The sequence below is a fragment of the Gordonia sp. OPL2 genome (assembly GCF_003797825.1).
Lineage (GTDB): Bacteria > Actinomycetota > Actinomycetes > Mycobacteriales > Mycobacteriaceae > Gordonia.
Window position 1 is genome coordinate 1 of record NZ_RKME01000027.1, and the last position, 19,759, is coordinate 19,759.

20 protein-coding genes are annotated in these 19,759 nt (G+C 67.6%); 3 read left to right on the top strand and 17 right to left on the bottom strand.

Annotated features, from left to right (window positions below; translation table 11 throughout):
• Positions 1-38: 38 nt before the first annotated feature.
• From EEB19_RS20930 to hpt, 12 genes are all read right to left on the bottom strand, one after another.
• On the bottom strand, positions 39-839 hold the full coding sequence (locus EEB19_RS20930; protein WP_187589294.1) for a type III pantothenate kinase: 801 nt from the start codon (positions 837-839) through the stop codon (positions 39-41).
• Position 840: 1 nt separating this feature from the next.
• Positions 841-1,266, bottom strand: a complete 426-nt coding sequence (gene panD, locus EEB19_RS20935; RefSeq protein ID WP_187589295.1) for an aspartate 1-decarboxylase — start codon at positions 1,264-1,266, stop codon at positions 841-843.
• A gap of 43 nt (positions 1,267-1,309) precedes the next feature.
• A complete protein-coding gene (panC, locus tag EEB19_RS20940; RefSeq protein WP_187589296.1) occupies positions 1,310-2,224 on the bottom strand; it encodes a pantoate--beta-alanine ligase in 915 nt (304 codons plus the stop codon).
• The gene (locus tag EEB19_RS20945; RefSeq protein ID WP_187589348.1) at positions 2,221-3,186 is read right to left on the bottom strand and encodes a Rossmann-like and DUF2520 domain-containing protein; all 966 of its coding nucleotides are present in this window, start codon (positions 3,184-3,186) and stop codon (positions 2,221-2,223) included. The genes panC and EEB19_RS20945 overlap by 4 nt, the downstream gene beginning before the upstream one ends.
• Before the next feature lie 181 nt (positions 3,187-3,367).
• Positions 3,368-4,726, bottom strand: coding sequence for a DUF6779 domain-containing protein (locus tag EEB19_RS20950; protein ID WP_187589297.1), 1,359 nt, complete (start codon positions 4,724-4,726; stop codon positions 3,368-3,370).
• An 83-nt stretch (positions 4,727-4,809) separates the two neighbouring features.
• On the bottom strand, positions 4,810-5,343 hold the full coding sequence (locus EEB19_RS20955; protein WP_187589298.1) for a DUF3180 domain-containing protein: 534 nt from the start codon (positions 5,341-5,343) through the stop codon (positions 4,810-4,812).
• Positions 5,340-5,915 (bottom strand): 2-amino-4-hydroxy-6-hydroxymethyldihydropteridine diphosphokinase, encoded by a 576-nt coding sequence (gene folK, locus EEB19_RS20960; RefSeq protein ID WP_187589299.1) that lies wholly within the window; start codon positions 5,913-5,915, stop codon positions 5,340-5,342. The genes EEB19_RS20955 and folK overlap by 4 nt, the downstream gene beginning before the upstream one ends.
• A complete protein-coding gene (gene folB, locus EEB19_RS20965) occupies positions 5,912-6,286 on the bottom strand; it encodes a dihydroneopterin aldolase (RefSeq protein WP_187589300.1) in 375 nt (124 codons plus the stop codon). Before folB ends, folK begins: the two co-directional genes overlap by 4 nt.
• Positions 6,286-7,185, bottom strand: coding sequence for a dihydropteroate synthase (folP, locus tag EEB19_RS20970; protein ID WP_262365828.1), 900 nt, complete (start codon positions 7,183-7,185; stop codon positions 6,286-6,288). The genes folB and folP overlap by 1 nt, the downstream gene beginning before the upstream one ends.
• Positions 7,186-7,201: 16 nt before the next feature.
• The gene (gene folE, locus EEB19_RS20975) at positions 7,202-7,843 is read right to left on the bottom strand and encodes a GTP cyclohydrolase I FolE (RefSeq protein WP_187589301.1); all 642 of its coding nucleotides are present in this window, start codon (positions 7,841-7,843) and stop codon (positions 7,202-7,204) included.
• A gap of 58 nt (positions 7,844-7,901) precedes the next feature.
• A complete protein-coding gene (gene ftsH, locus EEB19_RS20980) occupies positions 7,902-10,319 on the bottom strand; it encodes an ATP-dependent zinc metalloprotease FtsH (protein ID WP_187589302.1) in 2,418 nt (805 codons plus the stop codon).
• Between the two features lie 201 nt (positions 10,320-10,520).
• On the bottom strand, positions 10,521-11,099 hold the full coding sequence (gene hpt / locus EEB19_RS20985) for a hypoxanthine phosphoribosyltransferase (RefSeq protein WP_187589303.1): 579 nt from the start codon (positions 11,097-11,099) through the stop codon (positions 10,521-10,523).
• A gap of 270 nt (positions 11,100-11,369) precedes the next feature.
• Here hpt and EEB19_RS20990 point away from each other — a divergent pair, with 270 nt between their 5' ends.
• Complete coding sequence (locus tag EEB19_RS20990; protein ID WP_262365829.1) at positions 11,370-12,035, top strand: glycine zipper family protein; 666 nt, start codon at positions 11,370-11,372, stop codon at positions 12,033-12,035.
• Between the two features lie 288 nt (positions 12,036-12,323).
• A complete protein-coding gene (locus EEB19_RS20995) occupies positions 12,324-13,043 on the top strand; it encodes a glycine zipper family protein (protein ID WP_187589305.1) in 720 nt (239 codons plus the stop codon).
• Between the two features lie 31 nt (positions 13,044-13,074).
• On the opposite strand, the gene tilS is transcribed toward EEB19_RS20995, so the two are convergent.
• From tilS to dacB, 3 genes are read right to left on the bottom strand one after another with little or no spacing between them, the layout of a single operon-like run.
• Positions 13,075-14,022 carry a tRNA lysidine(34) synthetase TilS gene (gene tilS / locus EEB19_RS21000; RefSeq protein ID WP_187589306.1) on the bottom strand — a complete coding sequence of 316 codons (948 nt, stop codon included), beginning with the start codon at positions 14,020-14,022 and terminating at the stop codon, positions 13,075-13,077.
• Complete coding sequence (locus tag EEB19_RS21005) at positions 14,001-15,107, bottom strand: zinc-dependent metalloprotease (RefSeq protein WP_262365830.1); 1,107 nt, start codon at positions 15,105-15,107, stop codon at positions 14,001-14,003. Before EEB19_RS21005 ends, tilS begins: the two co-directional genes overlap by 22 nt.
• Positions 15,104-16,447 (bottom strand): D-alanyl-D-alanine carboxypeptidase/D-alanyl-D-alanine-endopeptidase, encoded by a 1,344-nt coding sequence (gene dacB / locus EEB19_RS21010; RefSeq protein ID WP_187589308.1) that lies wholly within the window; start codon positions 16,445-16,447, stop codon positions 15,104-15,106. Before dacB ends, EEB19_RS21005 begins: the two co-directional genes overlap by 4 nt.
• A 175-nt stretch (positions 16,448-16,622) precedes the next feature.
• Between dacB and EEB19_RS21015 the strand changes: the two genes are divergently transcribed.
• Entirely contained in the window at positions 16,623-17,135 is a 513-nt protein-coding gene (locus EEB19_RS21015) for an inorganic diphosphatase (protein ID WP_187589309.1), read from the top strand.
• A 247-nt stretch (positions 17,136-17,382) separates the two neighbouring features.
• Here the strand turns inward: EEB19_RS21015 and EEB19_RS21020 are convergent, their stop codons facing one another.
• Both EEB19_RS21020 and EEB19_RS21025 read right to left on the bottom strand, forming a co-directional pair.
• Complete coding sequence (locus tag EEB19_RS21020) at positions 17,383-19,092, bottom strand: MDR family MFS transporter (RefSeq protein WP_187589310.1); 1,710 nt, start codon at positions 19,090-19,092, stop codon at positions 17,383-17,385.
• Positions 19,089-19,598 carry a MarR family winged helix-turn-helix transcriptional regulator gene (locus tag EEB19_RS21025; protein ID WP_262365831.1) on the bottom strand — a complete coding sequence of 170 codons (510 nt, stop codon included), beginning with the start codon at positions 19,596-19,598 and terminating at the stop codon, positions 19,089-19,091. The genes EEB19_RS21020 and EEB19_RS21025 overlap by 4 nt, the downstream gene beginning before the upstream one ends.
• Positions 19,599-19,759 lie beyond the last annotated feature (161 nt).

The following is a 19,759-nucleotide window of genomic DNA, read 5'->3' on the forward strand; positions in this document are numbered from 1 at the left end:
AGAGGTGTATAAGAGACAGGGGTCGGGTCGGACCGGGGTCAGCGGCGGCGCTGCTTGGAGCGCTCGTGGACGAGGCGCAGCCCGTCGAGCGTGAGGTGGGGATGGTGGGCGGTGAGGGTCTCGCACTCGTCGAACATGAGCGGCGCGAGGTAACCGGTGGCGACGACCGTCACGTCGTCGCCGTCGAACCCGTCGATGGTGTCGCGCACACGGTCGACGAGGCCGTCGACCTGACCGGCGAATCCGTAGAGGATGCCCGATTGCAGCGCCTCGACAGTGTTCTTGCCGAGCACGCTGCGCGGCGGCATCAGTTCCACCTTGCGGACGGTGACGGTGTGTTCGGACAGCGCCTCGACCGCGAGGTTCACGCCGGGCGCGATGGCCCCGCCGAGGAACTCACCCTTGGCCGACACCGCGTCGACGACGGTGGCCGTCCCGAAGGCCACCACGATGCACGGTCCGCTCGGATAATTGTGATGCGCTGCAACGCAATTGGCGACTCGGTCGGTACCGACTTCTTTCGGGTTGTCGACCAGGAGCGGAACACCGGTCCGCACACCGGGTTCGAGCAACATGTGGTGGAAGCCATCGCCGAAGTATCTCGGCACCATCACGCGGAGCTCGCGCAGTAGTGACGGGACGGTCGACAGCGCCGCGACGCCGGTGACCTGGTCGGCGTCGGACCCGAGGAGGCCTCGGATGAGCAGTGCGAGTTCGTCGGAGGTCAGGTTCGGTTCGGTGTGGATGCGCCAGTCCCGCACCATCGTCGCGTGATCACCGGTCCCGGCGAACACGCCGAGATGGATGTTGGTGTTCCCGACGTCGACGGCGAGCAACATGTCAGACAGAGCTCGCAGCGAGCTCGCGAGGGTCGCGCAGTCCCGAGCCGGCCGGCACGTGCGCGGGATCACTACCGGCGTCCACGACCCTGTTCTTCTCGTCGACGAATACCACCGACGGCGCGTAATCACGCAGTTCCTGTTCGTTCAGGATGCCGTAGGCGATGATGATCACGAGATCGCCGGGATGCACGAGATGCGCTGCCGCACCGTTGATCCCGATCACACCCGAGCCGCGTTCACCGGCGATCGCGTATGTCTCGAGGCGGGCACCGTTGTCGATGTCGACGATGGTCACCTGCTCACCCTCGAGCAGGTTCGCGGCGTCGAGCAGGTCTTGGTCGATGGTCACCGATCCCACGTAATGCAGGTCGGCCTGTGTGACGGTGGCCCGGTGGATCTTGGAGGTCATCATGGTGCGGAGCATGTTGGTTCCTTCTGGTGCAGGGATCTCGATCGGGAGGGTTCGGTCAGTGCAAGGCCTGTTCGGGATCGCGGCCGGCGAATCCGGTGCCGATGGCCACGCCGACGTTGTCGATGAGTCGTGCGGCGCCGACGCGGGCGGCGACCAGGAGTCGTCCGTCGCCCTTCTCGGGCGGTTCCTCGAGCTGCCGGCCGGTGAGAGCGAGGTAGTCGACCTCGATCTCCGGGTGTGCGTTCAGGACCGACTGCGCCGCAGCGATGATGGCGTCGCGGCCACCCGCGGCGGCATGCGCTCCGGCGACGAGGGCCGCCGACAACGTGGTGGCGAGGTCGCGCTGCCGTTCGTCGAGATAGCGGTTGCGCGACGACATCGCGAGCCCGTCGGATTCGCGGACGGTCGGCACCCCGACGATTTCCACGTCGACGTCGAGATCGTCGACCATCTGCTTGATCAGGACCAGCTGCTGGTAGTCCTTCTCGCCGAAGAACGCGGCGTGGGGTGTCGTGATGCCGAGCAGTTTGAGGACGACGGTCAGCATCCCGGCGAAATGGGTGGGACGCGAGACACCGTCGAGCACGGCCCCGGCCGGACCCGGCTGGACGGTGGTGCGCTGACCGTTCGGATACATGTGGGCGACCGTCGGTGCGAACACCAACTCGACGCCCAGCCGACGAAGGAGCGCGCAGTCCTCGTCGAACGTGCGCGGGTAGGCGTCGAGGTCTTCACCGGCCCCGAACTGCAAGGGATTGACGAAGATCGAGACGATCACCACGGTGTTGCCCCGCGACTTGGCCGTCCGGACGAGCTCGAGATGGCCCTCGTGCAGGGCACCCATCGTCGGGACGAGCGCGACGCGTTTTCCTGCGCCACGCAGCGCCTGACTCACGCGGTGCACCACGGCAGGATCTCGATGAACGGTCAGTTCACCTGGTGTGTAGGCATTTTCGAGAGCGGACGTCATGACATCTCCAACACGTCGATCAGGTCGGCCGGGGCGTCGGTGTAGGCCGTGGTGCGGCGCGCGAGCACCCGATAGGCCTCGGCGATCCCGACTCCGGTGGGTCCTTCGGGCAGCCGTCGGAGAGCGGCGAGGTGGTCGGCGACCGCCGCTGCATCACCGCGCGCCACGGGTCCGGTCAGCGCGCGCGGACCGAGTTCGAGGACATTCTGCAGCGACGCGGTCACCAGCGGGGCAAGGATGCGCTCTGCCAGTCGTGTCCCGCTGCCGTCGACGGTCGCGGCGTCACGCGCGGTGTCGCCCTCAGGGCCGTCGATGGCGGCGTCGAGCGCCGCTACGGCGTCGGCGATGAGCGTGATCAGGTGATTGGCGCCGTGCGCGAGCGCGGCGTGATAGAGCACGCGGTCGGCGTCGGCGATACGGACCGGTTCGCCACCCATCTCGAGGACCAGCGCCTGGGCGATCGCGAAGCCCACCTCGTCGGCCGCGGTCACCCCGAAGCACGCATGACGGAGGCGCGCGATGTCGTCGTCGGTGCCGACGAAGGTCATGGCGGGATGGATTGCCATCGGCAGGGCCCCGAGGTCGGTGAGCGGCGCCAGCACCCCGATGCCCTTCGCTCCCGCGGTGTGCACGACCAGGGTGTTGGGTCGCAAAGCACCCGAGCGGGCGATCTCGGCGACGACCCCGTCGAGTTCGGCGTCGGGGACGGCGAGAACGAGCAGTTCGGATCGCGCGACGACGCCGTCGATCGTGAGGATCTCCGATTCGGGCAGACGATCGGCGGCCCGTCGACGGGAGGCATCCGACCGGGCCACGACGGCGCCGACGACGTGTCCGGCCTGCTCGAGGGCTACGCCCAGGGCGATACCGACCCGTCCGGCCGAGACGATGCCGACGGTGAGGCGTGCGGGGGTGGGGAGGTTGGAGACGCCGTCGAGATAGGCGCTGTCGGACCCGCCCATACCCGGGCCACGATCATCGCTCGATGAGGTCACCACTGTCCTCCGTCAAAAGTTCCAGTCCCGGCTGCGCTCGGGTACCAGACGTTGCAGAGCAAGGGTAGGCCGCGCACCGGCGCGAAGGCCAACACGTGTGATGGGCCTCACCCGCGGAGCTTTCCGGAGTCCCGCGGTGAGCTCGAACTCAGTCCTCGCGCCGCCGACGGCCACCACCGGGCGACCCGGACTGGCGCAGCTGGCTGAGCAACTCGGAGACCGGCAGTCCGGCGGAGTGGGCGCTCTCGCCGTCGTCGTCGGAGCGCCGCCGCCGACGACCCGCGACCGAGGCACTGACCGAATCACCCGACGACTCGTGACGGCCGCTCGTCGAGAACGGCGGGCCGGCGACGGCGGGTTCGACTGCCTCGTCGGCAACCGCCGAGACCACCGGGTCGACGACGGGTGCGGCCGCCTCGGATGCATCGGTTTCGACGGCCGTTCCCGCCGACGACGTCACCGCATCCGCGGGCACCTCCTCGGCCACGGCCTCGGGCCCGACGGCCTCGGGCACCACGGCCCCGGGTACGACGGTTTCCGGCACGACGGCCTCGGGCACCACCTGGTCCGGCACCCCGGCGTCCGGCACCCCGGCAGCCACCCCGGAACCCGGGACGACGGGCTCGGGCGCGGACTTGGCCCACTCGTCGGTGGGTGTCTCATCGACGTACGGCGACCGCGACCCGACTGCGGGCCCGCTCGGCGATGTCGGCCCGCTCGGCGATGTCGCGGTCGGTTCCTCGGTCTCCGCGATGACCGCGTCCTCCACCTGGTCGTCGACGGGGGTCTCGGGCACCTCCGTCGCGATCCGGCCCGACATCGGCGCGTCGTCGCTGATCACCGGGATGACCTCGGTCATCTCGTTGGGATCGACATCCTGTGGGATGTGCCGCCCGACATCGGCCGCGGGTGCCGTCGCCGCGAAGTCGCGGGCGGCGAGAGCGCTGTCGTCGGTGCGAAAGCTCTGCCCGTAGCCCGATCCGTAAGTCTGGCCGCCGAAGCCGCTGCGCGACTGCCCGGCATTGATGCCCGAGGCCAACTCGCGCAGTTTCTCGCTGGGCAGCGCCGCGCGTGGATCGGGCAGTGACTCACCGAGAAGCGTCTCGAGGCTCGACCGCAGCGCCAGCACCTGGGCCTTGAGATCGGCGAGTTCCTCGTTGGACTCCGCGCTCAGCTCCTTGCGGATCGTCGTCTCGACGTCGAGCTCGTACTGTCGTCGCGCCGCGATCTCGCGCTCGAGTTGCAGTTCGTACACGAGCCGCAGGTCGCGGCTCTTCGCCTCGGCCCCCTCTGCCTGGCGACGGAACTTGGTGACGAGGATCGCGCCGATGACGGCGGCCCACAGGGCGGCGATGACGGCGAGCGAACCGGCGACCGACAGCTGGTCGGTGAACACCATCAGGATGCTGGCCACGATCGCCAGCACGATGAGCAGACCGAGCAGCCACTGTCCCACGGATCTGCCGGATCGGCGCGGCTCGGTGGAACGGCCGTTCGAGGTCGTCATGATCGTGAACATACCGCCTGACCGCACCGATATCGGCCAACCGGTGGCGGAGAGTCACGATTCACCGGGCGCCGAAGAACCGCTCAGGCGTGGCCCGGATGCCCCTCGATCGCGTCGTCGGTCGGGTCATCCGGAGCGCGGCAACAGTATTCGAGCCACAGCGCCGCCACCACGAGCACAACGCCACCGATCAACCCGATGATTGCTCCCGGCCGATCGTGATCGGCCGCCGACAGATCGTGCTGGGTCAGCAGGAACAGCAGCAGCCCGGCCCACACGCCGACCGCGATTGCCCCGAGGATCGCCGACGCCTTCGCGAGCGCCAGCACGCGTGCGGCGGTCAGCGGATGCAACTGTCCGCGGGCACGGCCGACGTCGCGCGACGCGACCCTGTTGCGAACGATGAAAGCGATCACCGCCTCGAGCGCGGCCAGGATGTAGAGGACGATCCCGGCCAGCAGGGGCATCGGCGGGAGGCTGCCGTAGTTGTAGCGAACGAGAATCCAGGCGGTCACGGCCACGATGACGGCGATGACCACGAGGTCACGCACTTTGGTCGGGCCCAGGCCCGGTTCCTCGTCCTGGTCGTGACGAGGTGGACGGCGAGGCGCGGTCACCGCCCGCTCACCCCGTGGGTTCCGGTGGACTCGGGCGGTTCCGTGCGGCGTGATGCCGGCACCGGCAACTCGGCGACAGGCACCACGCCATCGCGCTCCTGCGCACCGAGCCGCTCGACGAGATCGACGACGCGGCGCTCCCCCGCCGACGTCCACAGGGTGGCGTCTGCGTCGATCGCCAGCCACGGCACGAGGACGAATGCCCGTTCGGCTGCCCGCGGGTGCGGCAGCAACAGAGTGGGGTCCTCGCTGCGTACGACGTCGCCGTCGGCGACTACGCTGATCACGTCGACGTCGAGAGTTCTTGGACCCCAACGAATATCGCGCGTACGGTCGGCGGCCTGCTCGAGTTCGTGGCACAGCTCGAGCCACTCGTACGGATTGCGGTCGGCCGAGGCGATCAGAGTGATGTTGTAGAAGTCGCCCTGCTCGACGCCGCCCCACGGCGGGGTCGAGTACACCGGCGACACGGCGATCAGATCGCCGGCCAGACGGTCGGTCACCGAGGTCAGGTGGGCGAGCCGGTCACCGATGTTGGACCCGGCCGACAGCACCGCGATCGTCGGGGTCATCGGCCCATCGACTTCCGTGACCGGCGGGTGACGACGGCGACGTCGGTGAACTGCAAGGGAATGGGTGCCGACGGCTTGTGCACGGTGACCTCGCAGGCCGCGATGCGTTCGTCGTCCATGATCGCCTCGGCGACCTCCCCGCCGACCGTCTCGATCAGGTTGCGGGGTTCGCCGGACACGATCTCGTGGGCACGCTGCGCGAGCGCACCGTAATCGACGGTGTCGGCCAGATCGTCCGATGCCGCTGCAGCCGAGAGGTCGATCCACAACGTGATGTCGAGGATGAAGTCCTGACCGTCGCGGCGCTCATGGTCGAAGACGCCGTGGTTGCCGCGGACGACGAGTCCGGTGAGTTCGATGCGGTCGGCCATCAGTCGCTCACTGTCCCACGTCGACCGCCCTGGCGCCACGCCGTCGCCACGGCGATGGCGTCCCGACTCTGCGCGACGTCGTGCACGCGCACGGCCCACGCCCCTTCCGTCGCCGCGAGCGCGGACACCGCAGCCGTCGCGACCTCGCGACCCGCGGGCGGGCGGACAGTGCCGTCGTCATCGGCGAGCAGGGTTCCGAGGAACCGCTTGCGGGAGGCGCCGACCAGAACCGGGAATCCCAGCCCGACGAGGGTGGGCAACGCGTGCAGCAGTGCCCAGTTGTGGGCGCCGGTCTTGGCGAACCCGAGTCCGGGATCGAGGATGATCCGATCGGGGTCGACCCCGGCGGCCACTGCGGCGTCGACCTGGGCGAGCAGTTCGCCGCTCACCTCGGCCACCACGTCGCGGTATCCGCCGGCATCGTCCACGCCGTGGATGAAGGTGCCGCCGGGGTCCGCGACAGGTGCCTCGACGGGACGCCAGTGCATGAGTATCCACGGCAACCCGGATTCAGCGACGACACGGCCCATCTCGTCGTCGGCGCGGCCGCCGGACACGTCGTTGATCACCGTCGCACCCGCCTCGATGGCCACCTCGGCCACCGCCGCCCGCATCGTGTCCACCGAGATCGGGATGCCGGCATCGGCGAGACCGGCGATCACGGGCGCAACACGCGACGCCTCCTCGTCGGGGTCGACGCGCGATGCACCGGGTCGTGTCGATTCGCCGCCGACGTCGATCAGATCGGCGCCCTGCGCGATCAGTTCACGTCCGTGGGCGATCGCGGCGTCATGGTCGAGGTAGCGGTCGCCGTCGGAGAAGGAGTCGGCCGTGACGTTGATGACGCCCATGACCAGGGTGCGGCCGGCCGGCGGGTGCAGGAGTGTCGCGTGACGCATCGGTCCGGCTGCGCCCTCAGCGGCGCGAGATGAGGTCGAGGGCCTCGCCCCGGGAGACGGCGCTCGTCTTGAACAGTCCGCGCACCGCCGAGGTGGTCGTCGTCGCACCCGGCTTCCGGATACCGCGCATCGCCATGCAGAGGTGTTCGGCCTCGATGATGACGATCACCCCGCGCGGGTCGAGACGTTTGACGACAGCGTCGGCGATCTGACTGGTGAGCCGTTCCTGGACCTGCGGGCGCTTGGCGTACAGATCGACTAGGCGGGCGAGCTTCGACAAGCCGGTCACCTGACCGGACACCCCCGGGATGTAACCGACATGTGCGACGCCGTGAAACGAGACGAGGTGGTGTTCACAGGTCGAGTACATCGGGATGTCCTTGACCAGCACCAGTTCGTCGTGGTTCTCGTCGAACGTGGTGGCGAGGACCTCACTGGGATCGGTGTAGAGCCCGCCGAACATCTCGCGATAGGCGTTGGCCACGCGGGCGGGCGTGCGCTGCAACCCTTCCCGCTCGGGGTCCTCGCCGACGGCGATCAGCAGTTCACGGATCGCGGCCTCCGCACGGGCCTGATCGAACACGCGCCCGTCCGGGGTCACGAGCCCGGTGTCGTCGTGATTGTCCACGTGCGCGTCCTGATGTTCACTGACCGTCATCGCTCATCTGATCCGTTCTACGAACCGCTGCTGCAGGAATGGTCGTTCCTCGCGGAGCCTACCGGTGATCGGATCCGGGATCGGTACCGTGCCCGCCGGTCCCGTTCGGGCCGCCGTGGTGCCCGGAACCGTTGGTCCCGTTGGTGCCGTTGGCACCCCCGTCGCCGTATCCACCGCCCCGGTATCCACCGTTGCCGTACCCGCCGCCACCGTTGTCGCCGGCGCCGTTGGGGTAACCCGGGTTCGAGTCCTGCGGCGGCCATCCGGGCGCCGACCAGTCGCGCGGTGCGCCGTAGTCGGGGCGGGTGCCATGCGTCGGCTGGCCCGGGTATCCACCCTGCTGACCGGGATGGCCGCCGTACTGCTGCGGCTGGCCCGGCGCGGACTGCGGTGGATACGCGGGCGGATACGCCTGTCCGGGAGTCGGATTCGGGTAGGCCCCGCCTGGCTGGCCGCTGCCGTGATGGTCACCCGGAGCGCCGTAGCCCGTCCCGGCACCGACCGGCTCGGGCAGCGGCTCGGGGTTCACCGGCTCCGGCGGCCACGGTTCGCCGCGTTCCATGGCGAGCTCTCCCGGCGTCTTCACCGGCGGCTTGTCACTCGGCGTGCGGTCACCGAATTCGTTGAAGGTGGTGATACGCGGCCGCTTCTGGACGCTGGAGAAGATCTGCTCCAGATCCTTGCGGGTCAGGGTCTCCTTCTCCAAGAGCTCGGTCGCGAGGATGTCCAGGGTGTCGCGGTACTCGGACAGGATCGCCCAGGCCTCGGTGTGGGCGGCCTCGATCAGGCGACGCACCTCGTCGTCGATCTCGCTGGCGATCTCCGCCGAGTACGACGCCTGGTTGCCCATCGACCGGCCCAGGAAGGGGTCGCCCTGTTCCTGCCCGTAATGCACCGCACCCAGCTTGGCGCTCATGCCGTACTCGGTGACCATCGCGCGGGCGATCTTGGTGGCCTGATCGATGTCCGACGACGCACCGGTCGTCGGCTCATGGAACACCAGTTCCTCGGCGGCACGTCCGCCCATCGCCATGACCAGACGTGCGATCATCTCCGACCGCGTCATCAGGTCCTTGTCCTGCTCGGGCACGGCCAGCGCATGTCCGCCGGTCCGGCCGCGGGCCAGGATGGTCACCTTGTAGATCGGGTCGAGGTCCGGCATCGCCCACGCCGCCAGCGTGTGACCACCCTCGTGGTAGGCGACGACCTTCTTCTCGTGCTCGCTGATGATCCGGCTCTTGCGGCGCGGGCCACCGATCACACGGTCGACCGCCTCCTCGAGCGCCTCCGCGGTGATGGTGTTCTTGTTCTCACGTGCGGTGAGCAGCGCGGCCTCGTTGACGACGTTGGCCAGATCGGCACCCGACATGCCCGGGGTCCGCTTCGCGAGACCGTCGAGGTCGGCGTCGGAGTCGATCGGCTTGCCGTTGGCGTGCACCTTCAGGATCGCGCGACGGCCCGCGATGTCCGGATTGCCGACCGGGATCTGGCGGTCGAAGCGGCCCGGACGCAACAGCGCCGGATCGAGGATGTCGGGCCGGTTGGTCGCGGCGATCAGGATGATTCCCGAGCGATCGCCGAATCCGTCCATCTCGACGAGCAACTGGTTCAGGGTCTGCTCGCGCTCGTCGTGGCCACCGCCGAGACCGGCGCCACGCTGACGCCCGACCGCGTCGATCTCGTCGACGAAGATGATGCACGGGCTGTTGTTCTTGGCCTGCTCGAACAGATCTCGGACACGGGACGCACCGACGCCGACGAACATCTCGACGAAGTCCGAACCGGAGATGGTGAAGAACGGCACGCCCGCCTCACCGGCGACGGCGCGTGCGAGCAACGTCTTGCCGGTACCGGGCGGACCGTAGAGCAGCACGCCCTTCGGGATCTTCGCCCCGAGTGCCTGATAGCGGGCGGGGTTCTGCAGGAAGTCCTTGATCTCGTAGAGCTCCTCGACCGCCTCGTCGGCACCTGCGACGTCGGCGAAGGTGGTCTTCGGCATGTCCTTGGTGAGCTGCTTGGCCCGGGACTTGCCGAAGCCCATCACCCCGCCCTTGCCGCCGCCCTGCATGCGGTTCATCACGAAGAAGAAGAGCCCGAACAGCAGCAGCATCGGGAGGATGAAGATCAAGATCTGCCAGAGCGCCGACTCCTGGCTGACGTTGGTCTGATACGGCGCGCCGGTCGTGGTGACGGAGTCGAAGACCTGCTCGCCGGCCGACGCCGGGTACTTGGCGCTGATCTTGGTGACGTCGGCGCCGTCGATCTTGATCGGTTCCTTGAGCTCGATGCGCAAGGTCTGTTCGCGGTCGTCGATGTCGATGCGATCGGTGTTCTTGACGTTGAGCTGGGTCAACGCGACCGAGGTGTCCACAGACCGGTATTCGCGACCGGAGTCGCGCATCACGCTCCAGCCCCACAGGGCGAGCACGATGAGCGCCACGATGGCGAGGTTGCGGAAGACTGACTTACGGTTCATGCCTGTTGGTGGTGGTCGGGCTCGTCGTCGAGAGCTGCCGCGCCGTCCCACTGTCCTTCCCGGTCGACGTCGTGGACCGGTCGCACCCGTCGATGTGCGACTGTCCGTATTTCTAGAGGCTACCGTTCAACGAACATCCGGGGAAAACCGTTCCGGGCACGCTCGGAGACGGGACTCGCCACCACTCGGCGCTGGTAGACGTCAGTTCTGGTAGACCGACGGCCGCAGCCGCCCGATGAAGGGAAGGTCCCGGTAGCGCTCGGCGTAGTCGAGGCCGTAGCCGACGACGAACTCGTTCGGGATGTCGAACCCGACGTCGGCGACGTCGACCGGTGACCGGACCGCCTCCGGCTTGCGCAGCAGCGTGCACACCTCCAGCGAACGCGGTGATCGCGTCGCGAGGTTCTTCATCAGCCACGACAAGGTCAGACCCGAGTCGATGATGTCCTCGACGATCAGGACGTCGCGACCGGTGATGTCGCGGTCGAGGTCCTTGAGGATGCGCACGACGCCCGACGAGGAGGTCGACGACCCGTAGCTCGAGACGGCCATGAACTCCATCTGCGACGGGATCCGAAGTGCGCGAGCGAAATCGGTCATGAACATGACCGCGCCCTTGAGGACGCCGATCAGGACGAGGTCCTCACTGATGTCGGCGTAGCGCGCGGCCACCGAGTCGGCGAGTTGTTGGGTTCGTTCTCTGATCTGGCCCTCGGTGATGAGAACCGCTTCGATGTCGTCGCCGTATGCGCCGGTGCCATGGGGACTGGTGGACTCCACGGCTCTAGCTTGTCATGCCGACCGGATCGGTGGGCTACAGCATGCGTTGTAGAGCGTTCGAAGGACTTCTGGGAAGCGACTTGTGGAACAAGTGTCCAACACATCACAATGAGATCTCGAACTACAGCTTTCTGATCCTGCGAACGAGCGCCGGCCCCGCTCAACTCCCCTATTGCGACTCGGCCGCCCACCGAGTCAGCCGATACGAAAGAACAACGAATGTTCGCTGCAGCTTCGCGTCCATCTGCCTCCCCCACACGATCGCGCGGAGTGCTCCGCACGCTCGCCGTCGTCTCGTTCACCACCGTCGCCGCGACCGCCATCGCCGGCACCGCGCAGGCCGCTCCGGCGACACCGGCTCCCGTGAAGGTGCAGATCTCGTCGACATCGTCGGACCTCAAGATCTCCGTTGCCAACGGAACCATCAGCACCAAGGACGGCACACTGTCGATCCGCAACACCGTGGGCAAAGAGCTCTACCGCATGCCGCTGGCCTATCGGATGGAGTACCGACAGTTCCCCATCGACGCGAAGACCGTCGGTTCGACGGCGACACTGACGCCGTCGAAGAATCCCGCGCGGTCGGTCGCGGTCAGCCGCAGCGAGGTCGACCCGTTGCGGGTCCAGGCCGCCAAGCAGTCCGACCCCGATGCGCCGAAGACCCGGAAGCAGCGCGACGACAGGGCGCTCAACCAGTTCACGCAGACGCTCAGCATCGGCATGACGGTGTCGCAGCTCGTGGGCCTCATCGTCGGCGCGGTCGGCGGCGGCATCATCGGCTGCATCCTCACCATCTTCGCCGCGTGCACAGGCGTCGTCGCGGGCGCCGGACTCGGCGGAGTGATCGGTCTCGTACTCGGTGGCGGTGGCACGCTGATCTACGCCGCGGTGCAGTACTTCCAGACGATCAACTCCCCGTTCAAGGCACCCGAGTAGACAGTGCGGGGTCGTCTGCGCGGGCACAGCTGTAACGAAGTCGGTCACTTGTACGACATCTAGCCCGGAGCCGGTGTGTCGGGTATCACACTCCGATCACGAATGGCACCATCGATTCACACGCGGCACATTTCCACCCATAACTGAAGACGAATTTGTGAAGGTGATCGTGTCCGCAGACAATTCTCGGTTGGAGGGGAACCGATTGTTTGTTCTGCGAACACAAGCACTGCTCAGCCCATGTACGCAGGCTCGGCCAGACGAGCCGACAACCCGAAAGACTCCCCTATGTCCCATGACCGGCGTATCGTCGCCACCCGGCCCCATTCCCGGCTCCGACTCCGCATCCTGACCGTCATCGCCCTTGCCACAGCAGGGATTACGGCGTTCTCCGGTGTCGCGCAGGCAGCCCCGAAACAGGATGCTCCGACGACACTGGACATCACCCCCACCGCGTCCTCGGTGAGTTTCACGGTGCACAACGGGACCATCACCACAAAAGATGGCATTCTTTCCATTCGCAATGCGGCAGGTGCCGAAAAGTTCCGCATGCCGTTGTCCTACGGGCTCGAATATCGGCAGTTCCCGATCGATGCTCGCACCGCGGGAAATACCGCAACACTGATTCCGTCTCGTGATGTGGCACGGTCGACCCAGCTGAACGCAGCCCAGGTCGATCCCATCCGTGTGGCGGCGGCCAAGCAGGCGGACGCGCCCAAGACCAAGCGCGAACGTGACGATCAGGCGCTTGCGCGCTTCAACCAGGAATTGAGCGCCGGGATGTCGATCTCGTCGATCGTCGGCACCGCACTCGGTGCGATCGTCGGCGGTGTCGCGGGCTGCATTCTCGGCCTACCGCTCGCGGGCCTCGGTTGCCTTCCCGGCATCCCGCTGGGTGCGTCACTCGGTGGCGTCGCCGGTCTCGTCCTCGGCGGTGGCGGATCGCTCGTCTACAGCGCCATCAATTACTTCAACACGATCAACGCGCCGTTCCGACCCGGACGCTAGACGCGTAGCGCTTCACCCCTGACGGTCCGCCTCAACGCTCGACGAGGCGGACCGTCAGTCGTTCTCCGCACCGCTCGACCACCCGGCGCGCCGACGGATCGCCGCCGATCGCGACCTGGCCCCGAGTTCGGTCGGTGACGAGGTCGTCGACGGCGCTGATCACCCGGTGCGTCGGTTCGGTGGCACCGATCGCGATGAGCCACCGTCGTACCACCCGCGTGCGCACCGCCGCCGGCATCCCCGACAGCGTCGGCGTCTCGAGTCCGGTTCCGTCGGCGAAGAGGTCGTAGGCGTCGGCGGCGTAGTCGTCGAGCGCGTCGTTGTCGGCGCGCAGGGCCGCCGCCGTCCGGCCGAGCGCCTCGACGACGCCACCGTGGAGCACGTCGTCGAGCAACGGCAGCACCTCGGCGCGGACGCGGACGCGGGTGAACCGCGGATCGCGGTTGTGCGGATCGTGATGCGGCCGGAGGCCGAGGTCTGCGCACGCGGCCATCGTCTGCGAGCGGCGGATGCCGAGCAGTGGCCGCCCCCAGGGGGCATTCCACTCACGCATCCCGGCAAGGGATCTCGCCCCGGAGCCGCGAGCCAACCCGAGCAAGACGGTTTCCGCCTGGTCGTCGGCCGTGTGTGCCAGCAGGACCGGCCGGCCGGTCCGAGCGTCGTCGAGGGCGCGGTAACGGGCGTCGCGCGCCGCCGCTTCGAGTCCGCCGACGCCGTCGACCACCACCGTCAGGACCTCGGCGTCCGCTCCCAGCCCGCGAGCGGCGACTGCCGCCTCGGCGGCGACCGATCGGGACGTCTCCTGCAGGCCATGATCGACGACCAGCGCCCGGACATCGAGGCCCGCGCGCACCGTGGCGGCCAGGAGTGCGAGCGAATCAGGTCCACCCGAGAGACCGACGCACACACCGTCGGCGGTCGCCGGGACGCCGGCGACGAAACGCGTGACGGCCTGGGTTACAGCACCCGCTGCATCCATGCCCGCGGCTCGTCGATCTCGTTCGGTCGCGGCATCGTCACGGGCGAGGTCCAGATGGTGTTGAACGCCGTCATACCGACGGCGCCGACGACCTCGTCGACGAACGCCTTACCCCGAATGTATTGCGCCAGTTTGGCATCCATACCGATCAGTGCGCGGATGATGCGCTGCACCGGATTTCGTGGCGCGGTGCGACGCTTGTCGAAGGCCTGCCGGATCGCCGCCACCGTCGGGACGTGCACCGGACCGACGGCGTCCATCACGTGGTCGGCGTGCCCCTCGAGCAAGGTACCGAGCATCATCATGCGGTTGAACGCCTCGTACTGTTCGGGCGTCTGCAGCAACTGCATCGCACCGAGTATGCCCTTCTCCCTCGGCTGCCCATTGCCGCGCACCGTCGAGGTGATGCGGGCCATGATCTCGCTCGTCGACTCCCCCGCATCAGAGGTCAGGATCTCCAGATTGTCGACCATGTACTGGCGCAGCCACGGATTCGCCGAGAACTGCACGCGATGGGTGACCTCATGGAGGCACACCCAGAGCCGGAAGTCGCTGGGCACCACACGAAGTGACCGTTCCACCGAGATGATGTTGGGCACGACCACCATGAGCACGCCGGGTTCTCCGGTGTCCGGATCGGGCGTGAACGGATCGTACTGCCCGAGAATGGCACCGGAGAGGAACGCGAGCAGCGCGCCCGCCTGCAACCCGCCGGCCTTCGCGGAGATCCCCGCTAGGCCCGAGGGCGTGGGCTCGTCAGCGCTCCCGGCGCCCAGCATCGACTGCATCGACTGCGCCGCCGCATCCACCCACTCCTCGCGGTCCAGCAGACGGGTGGTCGGGACGCGGAGGCCGTCGGCGAGACCGGTCACCTCTCGGACCGGACCCTCGGCGCGGGTGGCGGCATCAGCGAGTTCGGTGCGCGCGACGTCGAGAGTGTAGGCAGTGGTCTTCGGGCCCGGACGCGACAGCCGACGACCGGTGGCGGCCGCCAGCGACCAGTCGATCTTGGCGCCGATCGACTCGACGTCACCGTCGGCGATGTCGCGCGTCAGGTCGGTTCGGCTCAGATCGTTGCTGGTCATCGGCACCCGCATTCCCTCAGATCGCCGGCCACGTCGTCGAGGGCGGGCCGGGCATCGGCCGGTGACGTGCCTCCCGACATCAGCGCGAAGGACAGCACCCGGCCATCGATGGTCTGGACTATCCCGGTCAACGAACTCACGCCGGTGAGGGTTCCCGTCTTGGCGCGCACCCAGCCGGCGCCCGGATTGCTGGTCGGGTCGAAGCGGTCCGCGAGCGTACCGGTACCTCCGGCGACGGGCAGCCCGTCGAGCATCGATCGCATCAACGGCTGCGACGGACCACTGGCTGCGGCCATCAGTTTGTCCAACACCGCCGCGGGCACACGGTTCGCGTACGACAGCCCGGAGGCGTCGCTCAGCGTGACTCCGGTCATGTCGAATCCGTGCTCGGCGAGCGCGCCCTCCACCGCGGAGACCCCGCCGGCGATGCTCGCCGGTCCGCCGCGCGCGACCGACAACTCGATGGACAGCGTCTCGGCGAGCACGTTGTCGCTGTAGCGCATCATGTCGTTCACCCGCGTGACCAGCGGCGCCGACGTCACCTTCGCCACCACCTCACCACCCGCAGGCGCGTTCGCCTCGGTCACCCGCCCCTGCACCCCGAGCGCACTGGCGAGTGCGGTGCCGGCGCTGACGGCCGGGTCCTCGACACGCGGCGAGTACTCGTCGAGCGGTTCGATCCGTCCGCCATCGGCGATCAACGACTCGATGGGGGTGATGTCACCACCGGCGATGTCCCGGCGATCCCAGGTGCGTTCCATCGTCGGTCCGCTGTAGGCGCTGGTGTCGACGGCGACAGAGTTGACCGGGATGCCCGCCTTGCGGATCTGCGCGGCGAGCTCGGCGATGCGCGGGGCGTCGGTGTAGAAGGTGTCAGCGCCGCGCGGCTGCGCCGACAGCGTCGGATCGCCGGCGCCCTTCAGGATGATCTGGCCGTTCGGACCGGCGACGACCGTCGTCGTCAATCGTTGGTCGTGCGGCAGTGCCAGCAGAGCCGCCGACGCGGTGAGGATCTTCGCGTTCGAGGCCGGCACCCGCGGTTCCGCGGGCGAGTCCGTCCACAGGGTCGCACCCGTCAGTGCATCGCTGATCTGGCCGGTGAACTGGCCGAGCGCCGGGTTGCGGACCGAGGCGGCGATCGCCTGCGAGACACCCGCGGCGGTCGGTTCAGGAGCATTCGCAGAGACGGCCTTGATCTGGGGGTTCACCGAGATGGCGGCCGGCTGCGGAGGGACACCGGGCGGCAGTTCGTCGGACTTGTCGAGATGGAGCGCGACGGCAACCGAACCGGCGGCGATCAACGCGAGGATCACCACCGAGATGACCGTCCACAACATCATGCGGCGAGTCGATCTGCGCCGTGGGCCCACAGAACCTCCGGGTGAGTGCGGTGCGGGGTCATGCCCCCTTCTCTTGGCACTCACAGTATCGTTGAGGCGATCTGCGCAGGCGACCCACGGCTACCCGTGGGCCGACTGCCGTCACCACCCCCGAACAGACTTGCCAGGAGGAACCGTGGAATTCGATGTGACCATCGAGATCCCCAAGGGCGGACGCAACAAGTACGAGGTCGATCACGAGACCGGGAAGATCTACCTCGACCGGTACCTCTACACCTCGATGGGCTATCCGGCCGACTACGGATACATCGACAACACCCTCGGCGAGGACGGCGACCCGCTCGACGCGATGGTGTTGCTGCCCGAGTCGGTCTACCCCGGCGTGATCGTGCGATCGCGCATCGTCGGCATGTACACGATGACCGACGAGGCCGGCGGTGACGACAAGCTGCTGTGTGTGCCCGCCGACGATGTCCGCTGGGACCACATCCAGGACATCACCGATGTGAGCGAGTTCGAACTCGGCCCCATCGCGCACTTCTTCGAGCACTACAAGGACCTCGAGCCGGGCAAGGAGGTCGATCCGGGCGGTTGGGTCGGCAAGGATCAGGCCGAGAAGATCGCGCAGGCCGCCGTCGACCGCCTCAAGGAACACCCCGAAGAGACCAACGAGCCGAGCCGCGGCTAGCCGGAGCTCGGCCGCCTCAAGGCCGCGCCCGACCTCCCGACGCCACCAGCGCGGAGGTCGACCGGGCCCAGAATTTCAACGAGCGTGCACACCGCGATCGAGGATCGCACCCGAACTCGGGTCTGTGTGCACGCTCGCTGAAATTCTGGACACGGTCGGCGCGAAACAGGGCACGCTCGGCGCGTGGGGCGGGGTGCCGTAGGCGCGTGGGGCGGGTGCCGTCACCGACGCCGACGACGGGTCCGGCCTACGCCGACGAGGTCGTCGTCTCCTTCGCCTCACCGATGGGCCTGCCCTGCCGCAGCGGCAGTTCCTTCCAGGTGATGGTGCCGATGATCGCGAGGAGCGACATGATCGACACCGCCAGGAAGACGCTGTCCATGGCGTCGGTGAAACCCTGCTTGATCGGGTGTGCCAGTTCCGTCGGCAGCTTCTCGATCACCGAGGTGTCGCTCATGACGCTGTCCGACGATGACGAGGCGGCCGACGGGTTCTGCGAGGCGGAGATCAGCGACTTGGCGAATCCGCTGACCTGGCCGTCGTCACTCTGAGCAGCCTGCACGACGGCGGTCCGATATTGCGGTTGCTGCGCGGCCGAGGTCATCTCGTCCTTGATGTTCGGGCCCATGAGCGAGAACAGCAACGAGAAGAACACCGCGACACCGAGAGTGGCGCCGATCTGCCGGAAGAACGTGGCGGTGCCGGTCGAGAGCCCCATGTCCTTGGGCGGCAGGATGTTCTGCATCGCCAGGGTGATCGGCTGCATCAGATTGCCCAGCCCGAAGCCCAACAGCAAGGCCATCGCCATGACGAGCCAGACCGGGGTACTCGTCGACACCAGGTGCAGCAGGAACGTCGCGACCGTGATCAGCACCGAGCCGATGATGGTGAAGATCTTGTAGCGTCCGGTGCGCGAGATCAGCTGCCCGGACACGATCGAGCCCGTCATGAGGCCCAACACCATCGGCAACATCTGCAGACCGGCGACCATCGGGCTCGATCCGCGCAGCACCTGGAAGTACTGCGGGAGCATCGAGATGCCGCCGAACATGACCGCACCGATGATCATCGAGATGATGATGCCCTGCGCGAACACGGGATTCTTGAAGACGCGCAACGGGATCAGCGCGTCGTCGCCCATCTTGTGCTCGATCCACACGAACACCGCGAGACCGATGATGCCGATTGCGTAGCAGGTCAGCGCCCACGGCGAGAACCATCCCCAGATCCGGCCCTGCTCGGCGACGATCAGCAGCGGCGCGACGGTGACCGCGAGAGCGGTGGCACCCCAGTAGTCGGTGCGGCCGCCGACGCCCTTCTGCTGGTCGTAGTTGAGGACCTTGGCGACGACACCCAGCGCGATGATGCCGATCGGCACGTTCACGAGGAACACCCAGCGCCAGCCGGACACCCAAAGGATCGACGCCTGGCCGGCGAACAATCCACCCAGAACCGGGCCGAGCACGCTCGACGTTCCGAAGACGGCGAGGAAGTAACCCTGATACTTCGCGCGTTCGCGGGGCGGGACGATGTCGCCGATCGTGGTGAGCGCCAACGTGAACAGTCCACCCGCGCCTAGCCCCTGGAAGGCACGGAACGCGGCGAGCTCGTACATCGAGGTCGCGAGACTGCACAGCAGCGAGCCGACGACGAAGATCGAGATCGCCAGCAGGAAGAACGGTTTCCGTCCGTACAGGTCGGAGAGTTTGCCGTACAGCGGCGTCACGATGGTCGAGGTCACGAGGTAGGCGGTGGTCACCCACGCCTGCATGTCATAGCCCTGCAGGTCGTCGGCGATGGTGCGTATCGCGGTCGACACGATGGTCTGATCGAGCGCGGCCAGGAACATGCCCATCATCAGGCCGCCGAGGATCGTCAGGATCTGACGGTGGGTCAGTCCCGCCCCGGCCACGTCGTCGTGCGCCGCCGTTCCGGCGGCAGCCGAGGAGTCTGTCATTGCTGTCCTTTCACAAGTTTCGCAGCGGCCGCATCCGATCTGCGGGCCGCGCAGGCCGGGTTGAGGGCCGTATCGGCAGCGTCGACGAATCTGTCGAGCAACCGGACCAGGGTGTGCAGCTCGTCGTCGGTCCACCCCGACATCGCATCCGCCATCGTCGAACGCCTCATCTCGCGCATCGCCGCGACCCGGGCGCGCCCGTCGTCGGTGATTACGAGAATGGTGGCCCGGCCGTCTGCCGGATCGGCTTCCCGACGGACGAGACCGAGGTCGACGAGTTGAGCGACATGCCGACTGACGGTCGACGGGTCGGCGTTCATCGCCTCGGCGAGCTCGCGAGATCGCATGGCCACCCGTGCGAGTGGGAAGAGCGCCTTGAATGCGGCCGTCTCGAACTCGCCTTCGGGTGTCCGGAAGGTCGTGTGGACGGCCCGTTCACGAATCCGCACGAAACGCATCAGCGTGTCGAACAGGTCGTCGATCGCGTCTTGATCGAGCACCGGCACTCCCACCTTCCCCGACGGATGTCTTTACTTTCTCTTTGCAATTAGTTGTAGGCCGCAATTAGTTGCCGTCCGCAAGTATGCGCGCGGATTCGTACAAAGGCAAACGACTACCTACGATCAGAACCCGTGACCCCGCAGCCGCCGAACACCCCGGGCAACCG